Raw genomic sequence first — 12,553 nt, forward strand, 5'->3', positions numbered from 1 at the left:
CCTCAGCACCTCATGCGCGTCGGCATGGGGGCGGCCGGGTCGAAGTAGGCGCCGGGGTCGCCAGCCGGCGCGCGGTCGCCGTGCACGTCCGGCAGCCACGGGGTCACGTCCAGCCAGCCGTCGCGCAGCAGGGCGCAGTCGGCGTTCCAGGTGACGGCCTTCGCGGAGGCCAGCCAGAGTCCCCGCGCGGAGGCCGGCACGTCGGCGGGGTGCGGCACCTGCCAGAGCAGCTGGTCGCGGACCGCGACCAGGCCGGCGCCGGCCGGTGCCCGGCGCACCACGTCGAACGAGTACACCCAGACGAACTCGGTGGTCACCTCCAGCAGGCGCACCCCGTTCACCTTCGTCGCCCGGTAGCTGATCCGCCCCCGCGCGCGGGTGTCGTACGCCCAGTTCGTATGGGTTCCGATCCTCGTGGCGACGTGCAGGAACCGGGAGTTGTCGAAGTGCGGACGCATCTGGGCGCGGGAGTCCGGCGCCAGCAGGCCGAGGAACGGCGCGGTGTCACCGACCAGCATCCCGGTCTCCAGGCGACTCTCGTTCAGCGCCCTGCGGACCGAGTTGAGCGCGGCACCCACCTGGGCCTTGCTGAACGGGCCCTCGGCGGTGGCCGCCGGCAGGACGATCGCCTCCGCGCCGACGGCGAAGGCGGCGGCCGGGGTGCCGGCGAAGAGATCCCGTGGCATGCCGACCGCGCTGCTCGGCTCGGGTGCCGCACTCGCCGTCGGTGCGGTCGTCGCCGCACGGTATCCGTCGGCGACCCGGTCGACCCACCACGCGCCCCCCGCCACCATCAGCAGGGCCAGCGCGAACCCGAGGCCGACTGTCAGCGGGCCGTTGTGCCGGGCCCAGAAGAACCGCGGCCGGTCCAGCCCGGTCGGGCGGCGCTCCACCACCGGCGACTGCATCCAGTCGGGCAGGTGCGTCGGCTCCACCTGGGCGAACCGGACCTCACGCGGGCCCTCGGCTCCATCGGCGGGCGGCGCCTGGCCTGCGAACTCGGCGGGGCCGGCGGGCGGATCGCTGCACATCGTGCCCCCGTCAGGCCATGTCGTTCAGGGACAGGTACAGCCAGTAGAAGAACCAGCCGACCAGGGCGATCGTCAACGCCGTGGTGGCGAGGAACACGACCACCGCGACCACGGGGCGCGACTGGGCGTCCGGGGTGCGGTCGCGCCACCGCCACAGCGACCGCCGGGCGGTGCCCAGCACCGGCAGCCGATCGAGGAGTTCCGAGGCGAGGCGGCCCGGGGTCCGTCGCGGCGGCGTGGGGTTGCGCATCCACTCGGGCAGGTCGACGCGGGCGCGGTGGTCGTGGGCGGGCGGCGGCGCGGTGGGCCCGGGGCCCGCTCCGACCAGCGTTTCCTTCGGCTCACGCGGCGGCCGGATCGCCTGGTCGGGGCGGTCAGGGGTGGTGCTCATGGCCATCCAGGGGTGGGGACGCGGCAGGGGCGCATGATCTTCGCATCCGGTCCGCGCCGGCGCGGTCCCGTTCGGCTCCGGGGCCGGCAACTCTGCCCGATCGGCGGGCCTCGACGATCCGATCCGCGCACGGCGGCGGTGGGGCGCCCGGCGCGATCTGGCAGGCTTGGGTGTCGTGAGCACAGACGGTCTGATCGTGGTCGACAAGCCCGGCGGCATGACGTCGCACGACGTGGTGGCGCGGATCCGCCGGTTCGCGCGCACGCGCCGGGTCGGGCACGGCGGCACCCTCGACCCGATGGCGACCGGCGTGCTGGTGATCGGGGTCGGCCGGGCCACCCGGCTGCTCACGTACGTGATCGGTGCGCACAAGAGCTACACCGCCACCGTCCGGCTGGGCCAGGCCACCGTCACCGACGACGCCGAGGGCGACGTGATCGCCACCACGCCGGCCGGACACGTCACCGACGAGGCGGTCCGGGTGGCGCTGGCGGCCCAGAGGGGCGAGATCGACCAGGTGCCGAGCGCGGTCAGCGCCATCAAGATCAATGGACAGCGGGCCTACAAGCGGGTGCGCGAGGGGGAGACCGTCGAGCTGCCCGCCCGCCGGGTCACCGTCTCCCGGCTGGAGCTGCTGGCGGTACGCCGGAACTCCCCGGACGTGGTGGACGTGGACATCGACGTGACCTGCTCCTCCGGGACGTACATCCGGGCCATCGCGCGGGACGCGGGCCTGGCGCTCGGGGTGGGCGGGCACCTGAGTGCGCTGCGGCGTACCGCCGTCGGCGGCTTCTCCCTCGCGGAGGCCGCCACCCTCGACGAGCTGGCGCAGCGGGCCCCCGAGGTGGTCAACCTGCCCCTGGCCGCGGCGGCCGACAGGTGCTTCCCGCGCCGCGACGCCGGCGCCGACGAGGCGAAGGTGCTCGCCCACGGCGGGCCGCTCGACCCGGTCGGTATCGCCGGCCCCTACGCGGTCTTCGGCCCCGCCGGCGAGGTCATCGCTATCGTCAGCGAGCGGGACGGGCGGGCCCGCGCGGAGATCGTGCTCGCCCCCGCCTGACGCGGGCAACGAGAATCCGGCGGCCGTGCGGGCCGCCGCGGAGAACAGGGGAGCAGCGGCATGCAGCGGTGGCGGGGGTACGACGCGGCGCCCGGCGGCTGGGGGCGGTCGGTCGTCACCATCGGCGTCTTCGACGGCGTGCACAAGGGGCACCAGGCGACCATCGGGCACGCCGTGTCCCGGGCCCGCGAGCTGGGCGTGAAGTCGGTGGTGGTCACCTTCGACCCGCACCCGGCGGAGGTGGTACGCCCCGGCACGCACCCGGCCGTGCTCACCGAGACCGCCCGCAAGGCCGAGCTGATCGAGGCGCTCGGCGTGGACGTGCTCTGCGTGGTGCCGTTCACCCCGGAGTTCTCCCGGCTGCCCGCCGAGGCGTTCGTGCACGACATCCTGGTCGAGCAGCTGCACGCCGCGCTGGTCGTGGTGGGGGACAACTTCCGCTTCGGCCACAAGGCCGCCGGTGACGTGGCGCTGCTGGAGCGGCTCGGAGGCACCTTCGGTTTCGCCGTGCAGGGCGCCCCACTGGTCGCGGAGGCGGGCACGGTCTTCTCCTCCACCTACATCCGCTCCTGCGTCGACGCGGGGGACGTGACGGCGGCGGCTGCCGCGCTCGGCCGCCCGCACCGCGTCGAGGGCGTGGTGGTCCGCGGCGACCAGCGCGGACGCGAGTTGGGCTTCCCCACCGCCAACCTGCTCTGCCACCGGTACGCGGCGGTGCCCGCCGACGGGGTCTACGCCGCCCGGCTGGTGCGCCGGGGCCACCCCGAGCACCTGTCGGCGGCCGTGTCGGTCGGCACCAACCCGACCTTCTCCGGCCGGGAGCGGCGCGTCGAGGCGTACGTGCTCGACTTCACCGGCGACCTCTACGGCGAACGGCTGGCGCTGGACTTCGTGGCGCACCTGCGCGGGCAGATCCGCTACGACGCGGTCGAGCCGCTGATCGCCCAGATGGGGCAGGACGTCGAGCGGACCCGGCGGGCCCTCGGCTGACGGCCTCGCGGCCCTGACCGGCGGCCTCGCGGCCCTTGACCGGCCGTCATCCGGGTGGGCTGGTAGGCTGGCGGGGACGTCGGCTGACCGACGTGGGGCCTCGCGTGCCTGCACGACGCCGCGGGTGCGAGGTACCGGTCCGTATCCGGTCCACTGACCGATCCGACGGACGACATTCACGAGAACCCACGAAACAGGGAGAACATGGCGCTCGACCAGGAAGCCAAGGCAAAGATCCGCACGGAGTACGCGACCGCCGAGGGTGACACCGGTTCGCCGGAGGTGCAGGTCGCGGTCCTCACCAAGCGGATCGCCGAGCTCACCGAGCACCTGAAGGTGCACAAGCACGACCACCACAGCCGCCGTGGGCTGCTGCTGCTGGTCGGCCGCCGCCGTCGGCTGCTCAACTACGTGCAGAAGAAGGACATCAGCCGCTACCGGTCGCTCATCGAGCGGCTCGGCCTGCGCCGGTGACGTGACGGGGGAGTGGCCCGACCGGGCCGCTCCCCCGCTTCGCCACCACCCGAAAACCGGGCCGCGCGACCACCCGTAACGGGAGCCGGTCAGCGTACCGGTCTCCGGTAGTGGCCCCCGGACACTCCGGCACTCGCCGGCCACCCGGGCGCTTCGATCGAAGACCGGCCGTCTGAGCAGTTCCCCGCGTCGTGGGCCCCCGATGCGAAGGAGCACGACAGCACCATGACCGAGACCAACCTCGGCACCGAATCCCGCACCGCCGTGATCGACAACGGGTCCTTCGGCACCCGTGAGATCACCTTCTCCACCGGCCGGCTGGCCCGTCAGGCCGCCGGCTCGGTCGTCGCGCAGCTCGGCGAGACCGTCGTCCTCTCCGCCACGACCGCCGGCAAGCACCCGAAGGAGCAGTTCGACTTCTTCCCGCTGACCGTCGACGTCGAGGAGCGGATGTACGCCGCGGGCCGCATTCCCGGCTCGTTCTTCCGCCGCGAGGGCCGCCCCAGCGAGGACGCGATCCTCACCTGCCGGCTGATCGACCGGCCGTTGCGCCCGTCGTTCGTCAAGGGCCTGCGCAACGAGGTCCAGGTCGTCGAGACCATCCTCGCGCTCGACCCGCAGCACCCCTACGACGTCGTGGCCATCAACGCCGCCTCGATGTCGACCAAGCTCTCCGGCCTGCCGTTCTCCGGCCCGATCGGCGCGACCCGGGTCGCGCACATCGACGGCCAGTGGGTCGCCTTCCCGACCCTGGAGGAGCTGGCTCGCGCCACCTTCGACATGGTCGTGGCCGGCCGCACGCTCGCCGACGGCGACGTCGCGATCATGATGGTCGAGGCCGAGGCCACGCCGAACGCTGTCGCCCTGATCGCGGGCGGCGCCACCGCGCCGACCGAGGAGGTCGTGGCCAGCGGCCTGGAGGCCGCCAAGCCCGCCATCCGCGAGCTGTGCCGCGCGCAGAGCGAGCTGGCCGAGGTCGCCGCCAAGCCGGTCACCGAGTTCCCGGTGTTCCTCGAATACTCCGACGACGTGTACGACGCGGTGGCCGAGCTGGCCCGCGGCGACGTGGCCGAGGCGATCACCATCGCCGGCAAGGCGGACCGCGAGGAGGCCCTGGACCGGGTCAAGACCCGGGTCGCCGAGACGCTCGGCGGTCGCTTCGAGGGCCGCGAGAAGGAGCTCAGCGCCGCCTTCCGGTCGCTGACCAAGTCCGAGATGCGCAACCGTGTGCTGCGCGAGCAGGTCCGCATGGACGGGCGCGGCCCGCGTGACATCCGGGCGCTTACCGCCGAGGTCGGCGTGCTGCCCCGGGTGCACGGTTCGGCGCTGTTCGAGCGGGGCGAGACCCAGATCCTGGGCGTCACCACGCTGAACATGCTCCGCATGGAGCAGATGGTGGACACGCTGTCCCCCGAGAACCGCAAGCGCTACATGCACAACTACAACTTCCCGCCGTACTCGACCGGTGAGACCGGCCGGGTCGGTTCGCCGAAGCGGCGCGAGATCGGCCACGGCGCGCTCGCCGAGCGGGCGCTGATCCCGGTGCTGCCGTCGCGCGAGGAGTTCCCGTACGCCATCCGGCAGGTCTCCGAGGCGCTCGGCTCCAACGGTTCCACCTCGATGGGCTCGGTCTGCGCCTCGACGCTGGGCCTGCTCAGCGCCGGTGTGCCGCTGAAGGCGCCGGTCGCCGGCATCGCGATGGGGCTCATCTCCGACGAGGTGGACGGCAAGACCCAGTACGTGACGCTGACCGACATCCTCGGTGCCGAGGACGCGTTCGGTGACATGGACTTCAAGGTCGCTGGCACGCCGGAGTTCGTCACCGCGCTCCAGCTCGACACCAAGCTCAACGGCATCCCGTCGGACGTGCTGGCCGCCGCGCTGCAGCAGGCGAACGAGGCACGGCAGACCATCCTCGCCGTGATGCAGGCGGCGATCGAGGCCCCGGCCGAGATGTCGGAGTACGCGCCGCGGGTCACCACCGTCAAGATCCCGGTCGACAAGATCGGCATGGTGATCGGCCCGAAGGGGCAGACCATCAACGCCATCCAGGACGAGACCGGCGCCGAGATCTCCATCGAGGACGACGGCACCATCTACGTCGGCGCCACCAACGGCCCGTCCGCCCAGGCGGCGGTGGACCGGATCAACGGCATCGCGAACCCGACCCTGCCGAAGGCCGGGGAGCGGTTCCTCGGCACGGTGGTCAAGACCGCCGCGTTCGGCGCGTTCATCTCGCTGCTGCCGGGCCGCGACGGCCTGCTGCACATCTCCAAGGTGGGCGACGGCAAGCGGGTCGACAAGGTCGAGGACTTCCTCAACGTCGGCGACCGGGTCGAGGTCGAGATCGCGGACATCGACGCCCGCGGCAAGATCTACCTGGACAAGGTCCGCCCGGAGGGTGCCGAGGCACCGGCCGCCGGCGAGGCCGCCGAGGGCGAGCGGCCGGCCGGCCGCGACCGGGGCGACCGGGGCCCGCGCGACCGTGGTGACCGCGAGCGCGGCGGCGACCGGGGCGGTCGTGGCCCGGGTGGCGGCGAGCGCGGCCAGGGCGGCACCGAGGGTGGCCAGGGTGGCGGTGAGGGTGGCGAGGAGCGTCCGCGCCGCCGCACCCGGCACAGCTGACCCACCGCACCATCGCCACACCCACCCCTCGTCGATCTGGGAGCAACACGTGAGTCGGGCCGCCTCCGCGCCGTTTCCGCCGGATCGACGGGGGGTGGCGTCCTCTCCGGGGCACGCCGGGGCATCCCCCCGGGGCACCGGGGCGTCCCGCTCCGGTGGTGCCTCGCGGGCGGTGACCCGCACCATCAGCGACGACCCGCTGGGCGGCACGGTACGACGTACCGTGCTGCCCAGCGGTCTGCGCGTGCTCACCGAGGCGATCCCGGCGATGCGCAGCGTCTCGTTCGGCGTCTGGGTGGCGGTCGGCTCCCGAGACGAGACCGGCCCGCAGGCCGGCGCGGCGCACTTCCTGGAGCACCTGCTCTTCAAGGGCACCAACAAGCGCAGCGCGCTGGACATCTCCGCCGAGATCGAGGCGGTGGGCGGCGAGACCAACGCCTTCACCACCAAGGAATACACCTGCTACTACGCCCGGGTGCTGGACGAGGACCTGCCGCTTGCCATCGACGTGATGTGCGACCTGGTCGCCGACTCGGTGCTGGAACCGGCCGACGTGGAGACCGAGCGGGGCGTGATCCTCGAGGAGATCGCCATGCACGACGACGAGCCCGGTGACGAGGTGCACGACCTCTTCGCCCGGGCCGTCTACGGCGACCACCCGCTGGGCCGGCTGATCTCCGGCACCGAGGAGACCGTCACCCCGATGACCCGGCGGCAGATCCAGGGCTTCTACCGCCGCCGCTACACCGCGCCGCAGATCGTCGTCGCCGCCGCCGGCAACCTGGACCACGCCACCGTGGTCAAGCTGGTCCGGCAGGCGCTGCGCGGCACCCCGCTGGACACCGACCCGGCGACACCCGCGCCGTACCGGCCGCGGACCCCCGCCGTACGCACGAAGGCCGCCACCACGCTGGTGGAGCCGAAGGAGACCGAGCAGGCGCACGTCCTGCTCGGCTGCCCGGGCATCGACCGGCTCGACGAGCGGCGCTTCGCCCTCGGCGTGCTCAACAACATCCTCGGCGGCGGCATGTCCAGCCGGCTGTTCCAGGAGATCCGCGAGCGGCGTGGCCTCGCCTACTCGGTCTACTCCTACGCCAGCCAGTACGCCGACAGCGGCCTCTTCGCCGTCTACGCCGGCTGCGCCCCGGGCAAGGTCGACGAGGTGCTGGAGCTGACCCGGGCCGAGTTCGCCCGGGTGGCCGCCGACGGCCTGTCCGAGGCCGAGGTGGCCCGGGGCAAGGGGATGAGCAAGGGCTCGTTCGTGCTGGGCCTGGAGGACACCGGCTCGCGGATGAGCCGACTGGCGAAGGGGGAGCTGCTCTACGGCGACCTGATGCCGGTCGACGAGCTGCTCGCCCGGGTCGACGCGGTCACCGTGGCCGACGTGAACACCCTGGCCGCCGAGCTGCTGAGCCGGCCGATGTCGCTGGCCGTGGTCGGCCCGTTCGGCGAGCACGACTTCTCCGCCCGCTGACCCGTCGCGCAACCGCGCAACCGCGCTCCCGCCGACCCGGCAGGGCGGCGCTGGTGGCCGTGCGGCGTCGGTCCGCCCGGTGGCGGGTGTCCCGATTGGGATAGGTTGTGCCCTGTGACTGACGAGCAGGAGAAGAGCGCGGACGAGCCGATCCGGGTGGGCGTGCTGGGCGCCCGGGGCCGGATGGGCGTCGAGGTGTGCCGGGCCGTGGACGCCGCCGCCGACCTGGAACTGGTGGCCATGGTGGACGAGGGCGACGGCCTGTTCGCCGCGTCCGACGCCGGGGCCGAGGTGGTCGTGGACTTCACCACCCCCGACGTCGTCATGGACCATCTGCAGTGGTGTGTCGACCAGGGCATCAACGCGGTCGTCGGCACCACCGGCTTCACCGAGCAGCGGCTGGAGCGGGTGCGTGGCTGGCTGGCGCGCAAGCCCGGGGTGGGCGTGGTCATCGCCCCCAACTTCGGCATCGGCGCGGTGCTGATGATGCAGTTCGCGGCCCGCGCCGCCCGACACTTCGAGTCGGTCGAGATCGTCGAGCAGCACCACCCGCGCAAGCTGGACGCCCCCAGCGGCACCGCCACGCACACCGCCCGGCTGATCGCGGCGGCCCGCGCCGAGGCCGGGCTCGGCCCGGTGCCGGATGCCACCTCCGACGAGGTGCCGGGCGCCCGGGGCGCCGACGTCGACGGGGTACGCGTGCACGCCGTGCGCGCCACCGGCCTCGTCGCCCACCAGGAGGTGCTCTTCGGCACCGTGGGGGAGACGCTGACGATCCGGCACGACTCGTACGACCGGGTCTCGTTCATGCCGGGTGTGCTGCTGGCCGTGCGCGCGGTGCGCGACCGGCCCGGGCTTACCGTCGGCCTGGACGCCCTGCTCGGCTGAAGGGTAAACCCGTCGCCGGGACACCGGGCGGCCTCTATCATCCCCCGATGATCGATTTCGCACTCGCCGACCGGGCGGGGCGTCGCGTCACCCTGCGCCCGGTCGGTGACGACAACTGGCGGGCGGTGGCCGACGTGGCCCCGCGCGACGACCAGCGCGCGTGGGTGGCGGCGCTGGCGGCGCGCTACCTGCTGCTGAGCATGCGCTCCGACGTGTGGACCTCGCTCGCGGTGTACGCGGACGGGACCGTGGTCGGGCACGTCATGTGGGGCACCGACGACGACGGGTCCCGCTGGATCGGCGGCATGGTGATCGACGCCCCCGAGCAGGGCCGGGGCGTCGGCCGGGCGGCCGTGCGCACCCTGGCCGGCTGGCTGGCCGATCAGGGCGCCGGCCACCCCGTCCGGCTCTCCTACCACCCCGACAACGCCGGGGCCGCCCGGCTCTACACGAGCCTCGGCTTCGTGCCCACCGGGGCGGTGGAGGACGACGAACTGGTCGCCGAGCTGACCGGGCCCACGCGCCCCTGACCCGCCCGCCGGGGGGTCAGCCCTCTTCCAGCACCGCCATGATGTTGCCGGCCGGGTCGGTGAACCACGCGATCGTCGGCCCGTTGCCGCGCATGACGCCCTTCTCGTCCTGGGGCATCCCCGGGTAGTGCGCGAAGCTCACCCCGCGCGCGGTCAGCGCGTCGACGGCCCGGTCGACGTCGTCGACGGGGAAGTTGAGCACCGTGTAGGCCGCCGGGGTGTGGTCCTGCTTCGGGTAGACCATGACGTCCCCGCCCCCGGCGAGATGCAGGGTCAGCAGGCCGCCCATGGCGTCGTCCCGAGACACCCGCAGGCCCAGCGTGTCGGTGTAGAACCGCTCCGCCCGGCCGGTGTCGTCCACCGAGAAACTGCTCAACGCCCTCGTGTCCGCGAACATGCTGGCTTCCCTCCGGTCGCGGTCGCCTCGTCGCGACCATGGGGTCACCGTAGGCGACGCCCCCGACACTCCCCGGCGAACCGCCGGACGCCGCGCCCGCGAGCGCGGTGCGTCCCGGACCGTGCGGACCGCGGGACGCGCGGGCCGGTGCGCCGGCCCGTGGAACGTGCGGGCGCTGGGCGTGTGCGGGCCCCGGGGCTTGCGGCGGGGGCCGTCAGTCTCCGGGTGTCGTCGGTGCCGGTTCGCCGGGGGGCAGGTCCGGCAGGGTCGCCTCGGCGGGCGTCGCGTCCGCCTCCGCCTCCGTGGGCACCGCCACGTGCAGGCGCACCTGCGGTACGAGCATGTCCTCCACGTCCAGCGCGCGGGCCGCGCCGTCGAGCTCCCAACCGGTGCTGGTGAGGAACTTCCGGGTCGCCTCGTCGTCGTCGAAGGCCCAGGCCAGCGCCCGGGTGAAGCCGTCGGAGCGCCACAGGTCGACGGTCGCGGCGAGCAGCCGGCTGCCGTGGCCCCGCCGACCCCAGCGCGGCTCCACCAGCAGGTCCGTCACCGCGGCGACGCCCGGCCCGAGGGCCTGCGCCGGCTCGTCCGGGGCGAGCGCCTCGGCGTCGGCCGGACCGGAGGCGGCAAACCCCACCAGATAGGATTGCTCGGCCTGCTCGACGGCGACCAGCACCCGGTGGGCGCGGGAGGGCGGCTCCTGCACGGCCGCGCTCCACCGCCGGGCGAGCCACGCCTCGTCCAGGTTGTCGAGCACATGCCGGGGCAGAATCCGGCGATAGGCGACCCGCCAGGTCGCGAGTTGGATGCGTGCGATCTCGCCGGCGTCTTCGGGACGCGCCGGGCGGACGTACCCGAGAGCCATGGGACGGAAGCCTACGCAGGGCGATGGAGGCGATGGTGGCGCAGGGTCCCCGACGGACGATCCGACAGGTCGTCGGCATCGTCGCGCTCGCCGTCGCGGTGGCCGCCTTCCTGTCCGTCGCGGCCGTGCGGCACGGCTTCTTCGACCTCAAGGTCTACTACGGCGCGCTGACCTGGTGGGTGCACGACGGCGGGGAGATCTACGACTTCCTCAAGCCCGGCACCCAGTACGGCTTCACGTACCCGCCCTTCGCCGCCCTGGTCATGCTTCCGATGGCGTACCTGCCGTGGTCGGCGGCGATCGTGGTCAGCGTGGCCGCCAGCGTGGTGGTCACCGCCGTGCTGTTCTGGTGGTTGATCGACCCCGTGTCCCGCCGGGCCGGCTGGACCCGCTGGTTCGCCCTCGCGGCGGCGCTCTGCCTGGCCGCCGCGTACGAGCCGATGCGCGAGACGATCAACTTCGGCCAGGTCAACATGCTGCTGCTCTTCCTGGTCGCGGTCGACCTGCTCCGACTGCTGCCGGGCGGCAACCGGTGGGCCGGCGTGGGCATCGGCCTGGCCACCGCGATCAAGCTGACCCCGGGCATCTTCATCGTCTACCTGCTGGTCACCCGCCGCTGGCGGGCCGCGATCACCTCGATGGTCGCCGCGGCCGCCGCGACACTGCTGGCCGCCGCGCTCTTTCCCGACGCCTCGCGGGAGTTCTGGACGGAGGCGTTGTGGAACACCGGCCGGGTGGGTGAGCTGGCGTTCGTCTCCAACCAGTCGCTGCGCGGCGTGGTGGCCCGGCTGAACCCGGAACATCCGAGCACCCTGGCCTGGCTGGCGCTGGTGCTCGCCACCCTGGTGCTGTGGGCGTGGCGCTCCCGCGCCGCCGTCGCGGCCGGCGACGAGGCGACCGGCCTGGCGCTGACGGGCGCGGTGATGTGCCTGGTCAGCCCCGTCACCTGGGTGCACCACCTGGTCTGGTTGCTGCCCGGGCTGATCCTGCTGGTGGACAATGCCATGGCCGCGCCGGCGGCCAGCCGACGGCGCCGCGTCCTGCTGGGCGCCGCGATCGTCGGGTACGGCTTCCTGATCAGCCGGATCGTCTGGGCCTGGGAGAAGGACTTCACCGGGCTCGACGGCTTCCTCGGCAGCAACACCTACGTCTGGATCAGCCTGGCGCTGCTGGCGTTCCTGCCTGTCCGGCGTCTGGCGACGCCGGCAGGTCCAGCCGCCGACCGGCGGCGCGGGCCGGTCCAGCCGTCGCCGGGTCGGCCGGATCAGGCGTCCAGCCGACCGGCGTACCGCAGCTCGACGAGCCCGACCGGCGGTCGTCCCCCGGCCAGCGGCACCGGATAGGTCGAGCGCTCGCCGTCGGGTGACAGCCCGGCCCGTTCGTAGAACCGGCGGGCCCGGTGATTCTCCTCCAGCACCCAGATCCGGTGGTCGGAGCAGCCCCGCGCGACGAGTCCGGCGCGGGCCGCGGCCAGCAACGCCCGGGCGGTGCCGTCGCCCCAGCGCGCCGGCTCGACGTACAGCGCCACCACCTCCCCGTGGGCGGGGTCGAGGTCGTCGCGGTCCTGGTTGTTGCGGTACGGACCGAACGTGGTGAACCCGACCGGCGTCCCGTCGGCCTCGGCGAGCAGGGTGGTGAACGGGTGCTCCGGGTCGGCGGTGCCCAGGTCCCGGCGGCGCTGCGCCCACGCCGCGACGTTGAGCCGGCGTAGCACCTCCTCGGGCATGATCCCGGCGTAGCCGGCCTGCCAGCCGTGGATGTGCACCCGGGCGAGCGCCTCGGCGTCGTCGGGCTCCTCGCGGCGGATCGTGAGCATGCGTCCGTTCTATGC

General features: G+C 73.6%; 13 protein-coding genes. 8 read left to right on the forward strand and 5 right to left on the reverse strand.

Going from position 1 to position 12,553, the window contains the following annotated elements; all coding sequences use genetic code 11:
- Positions 1-2: 2 nt before the first annotated feature.
- Positions 3-1,031, reverse strand: coding sequence for a hypothetical protein (locus tag ACQ452_RS07685; RefSeq protein ID WP_433391516.1), 1,029 nt, complete (start codon positions 1,029-1,031; stop codon positions 3-5).
- Positions 1,032-1,041: 10 nt separating this feature from the next.
- Positions 1,042-1,422 (reverse strand): hypothetical protein, encoded by a 381-nt coding sequence (locus tag ACQ452_RS07690; RefSeq protein WP_433391518.1) that lies wholly within the window; start codon positions 1,420-1,422, stop codon positions 1,042-1,044.
- 175 nt (positions 1,423-1,597) lie between these two features.
- On the opposite strand from ACQ452_RS07690, the gene truB reads away from it, so the two are divergent.
- The 7 genes from truB (at position 1,598) to ACQ452_RS07725 (ending at position 9,463) form a co-directional block, all read left to right on the forward strand.
- Entirely contained in the window at positions 1,598-2,482 is an 885-nt protein-coding gene (truB, locus tag ACQ452_RS07695) for a tRNA pseudouridine(55) synthase TruB (RefSeq protein ID WP_433391520.1), read from the forward strand.
- 60 nt (positions 2,483-2,542) lie between these two features.
- A complete protein-coding gene (locus ACQ452_RS07700; protein WP_433391523.1) occupies positions 2,543-3,472 on the forward strand; it encodes a bifunctional riboflavin kinase/FAD synthetase in 930 nt (309 codons plus the stop codon).
- A 204-nt stretch (positions 3,473-3,676) separates the two neighbouring features.
- The gene (gene rpsO / locus ACQ452_RS07705) at positions 3,677-3,946 is read left to right on the forward strand and encodes a 30S ribosomal protein S15 (RefSeq protein WP_091246098.1); all 270 of its coding nucleotides are present in this window, start codon (positions 3,677-3,679) and stop codon (positions 3,944-3,946) included.
- Between the two features lie 225 nt (positions 3,947-4,171).
- Positions 4,172-6,571: a polyribonucleotide nucleotidyltransferase gene (locus tag ACQ452_RS07710; RefSeq protein WP_433391525.1), complete on the forward strand. Its 2,400-nt coding sequence runs from the start codon at positions 4,172-4,174 to the stop codon at positions 6,569-6,571.
- A gap of 49 nt (positions 6,572-6,620) precedes the next feature.
- Positions 6,621-8,045: a M16 family metallopeptidase gene (locus ACQ452_RS07715; RefSeq protein WP_433391528.1), complete on the forward strand. Its 1,425-nt coding sequence runs from the start codon at positions 6,621-6,623 to the stop codon at positions 8,043-8,045.
- Positions 8,046-8,159: 114 nt separating this feature from the next.
- Positions 8,160-8,933 carry a 4-hydroxy-tetrahydrodipicolinate reductase gene (gene dapB / locus ACQ452_RS07720; RefSeq protein ID WP_433391531.1) on the forward strand — a complete coding sequence of 258 codons (774 nt, stop codon included), beginning with the start codon at positions 8,160-8,162 and terminating at the stop codon, positions 8,931-8,933.
- A gap of 47 nt (positions 8,934-8,980) precedes the next feature.
- Complete coding sequence (locus ACQ452_RS07725) at positions 8,981-9,463, forward strand: GNAT family N-acetyltransferase (protein WP_433391533.1); 483 nt, start codon at positions 8,981-8,983, stop codon at positions 9,461-9,463.
- Between the two features lie 16 nt (positions 9,464-9,479).
- On the opposite strand, the gene ACQ452_RS07730 is transcribed toward ACQ452_RS07725, so the two are convergent.
- Positions 9,480-9,860 carry a VOC family protein gene (locus ACQ452_RS07730; RefSeq protein WP_433391536.1) on the reverse strand — a complete coding sequence of 127 codons (381 nt, stop codon included), beginning with the start codon at positions 9,858-9,860 and terminating at the stop codon, positions 9,480-9,482.
- A 214-nt stretch (positions 9,861-10,074) separates the two neighbouring features.
- Entirely contained in the window at positions 10,075-10,722 is a 648-nt protein-coding gene (locus ACQ452_RS07735) for an N-acetyltransferase family protein (protein WP_433391539.1), read from the reverse strand.
- Between the two features lie 35 nt (positions 10,723-10,757).
- On the opposite strand from ACQ452_RS07735, the gene ACQ452_RS07740 reads away from it, so the two are divergent.
- Complete coding sequence (locus ACQ452_RS07740; protein WP_433394029.1) at positions 10,758-12,065, forward strand: glycosyltransferase family 87 protein; 1,308 nt, start codon at positions 10,758-10,760, stop codon at positions 12,063-12,065.
- Here ACQ452_RS07740 and ACQ452_RS07745 read toward each other — a convergent pair.
- The gene (locus ACQ452_RS07745; RefSeq protein WP_433391542.1) at positions 11,987-12,538 is read right to left on the reverse strand and encodes an N-acetyltransferase family protein; all 552 of its coding nucleotides are present in this window, start codon (positions 12,536-12,538) and stop codon (positions 11,987-11,989) included. The genes ACQ452_RS07740 and ACQ452_RS07745 overlap by 79 nt on opposite strands.
- Positions 12,539-12,553: the final 15 nt, after the last annotated feature.

The sequence above is a fragment of the Micromonospora sp. KLBMP9576 genome (genome assembly GCF_050941805.1).
In the GTDB taxonomy this organism is placed as follows: domain Bacteria; phylum Actinomycetota; class Actinomycetes; order Mycobacteriales; family Micromonosporaceae; genus Micromonospora.

Excerpts from the sequence above, each read along its gene's own strand:
- ACQ452_RS07685 (WP_433391516.1), bottom strand. The coding sequence starts at position 1,031 with ATGTGCAGCGATCCGCCCGCCGGCCCCGCCGAGTTCGCAGGCCAGGCG.
- ACQ452_RS07690 (WP_433391518.1), bottom strand. The coding sequence starts at position 1,422 with ATGAGCACCACCCCTGACCGCCCCGACCAGGCGATCCGGCCGCCGCGT.
- ACQ452_RS07700 (WP_433391523.1), top strand. The coding sequence starts at position 2,543 with ATGCAGCGGTGGCGGGGGTACGACGCGGCGCCCGGCGGCTGGGGGCGG.
- rpsO (WP_091246098.1), top strand. The coding sequence starts at position 3,677 with ATGGCGCTCGACCAGGAAGCCAAGGCAAAGATCCGCACGGAGTACGCG.
- ACQ452_RS07710 (WP_433391525.1), top strand. The coding sequence starts at position 4,172 with ATGACCGAGACCAACCTCGGCACCGAATCCCGCACCGCCGTGATCGAC.
- ACQ452_RS07725 (WP_433391533.1), top strand. The coding sequence starts at position 8,981 with ATGATCGATTTCGCACTCGCCGACCGGGCGGGGCGTCGCGTCACCCTG.
- ACQ452_RS07730 (WP_433391536.1), bottom strand. The coding sequence starts at position 9,860 with ATGTTCGCGGACACGAGGGCGTTGAGCAGTTTCTCGGTGGACGACACC.
- ACQ452_RS07735 (WP_433391539.1), bottom strand. The coding sequence starts at position 10,722 with ATGGCTCTCGGGTACGTCCGCCCGGCGCGTCCCGAAGACGCCGGCGAG.
- ACQ452_RS07745 (WP_433391542.1), bottom strand. The coding sequence starts at position 12,538 with ATGCTCACGATCCGCCGCGAGGAGCCCGACGACGCCGAGGCGCTCGCC.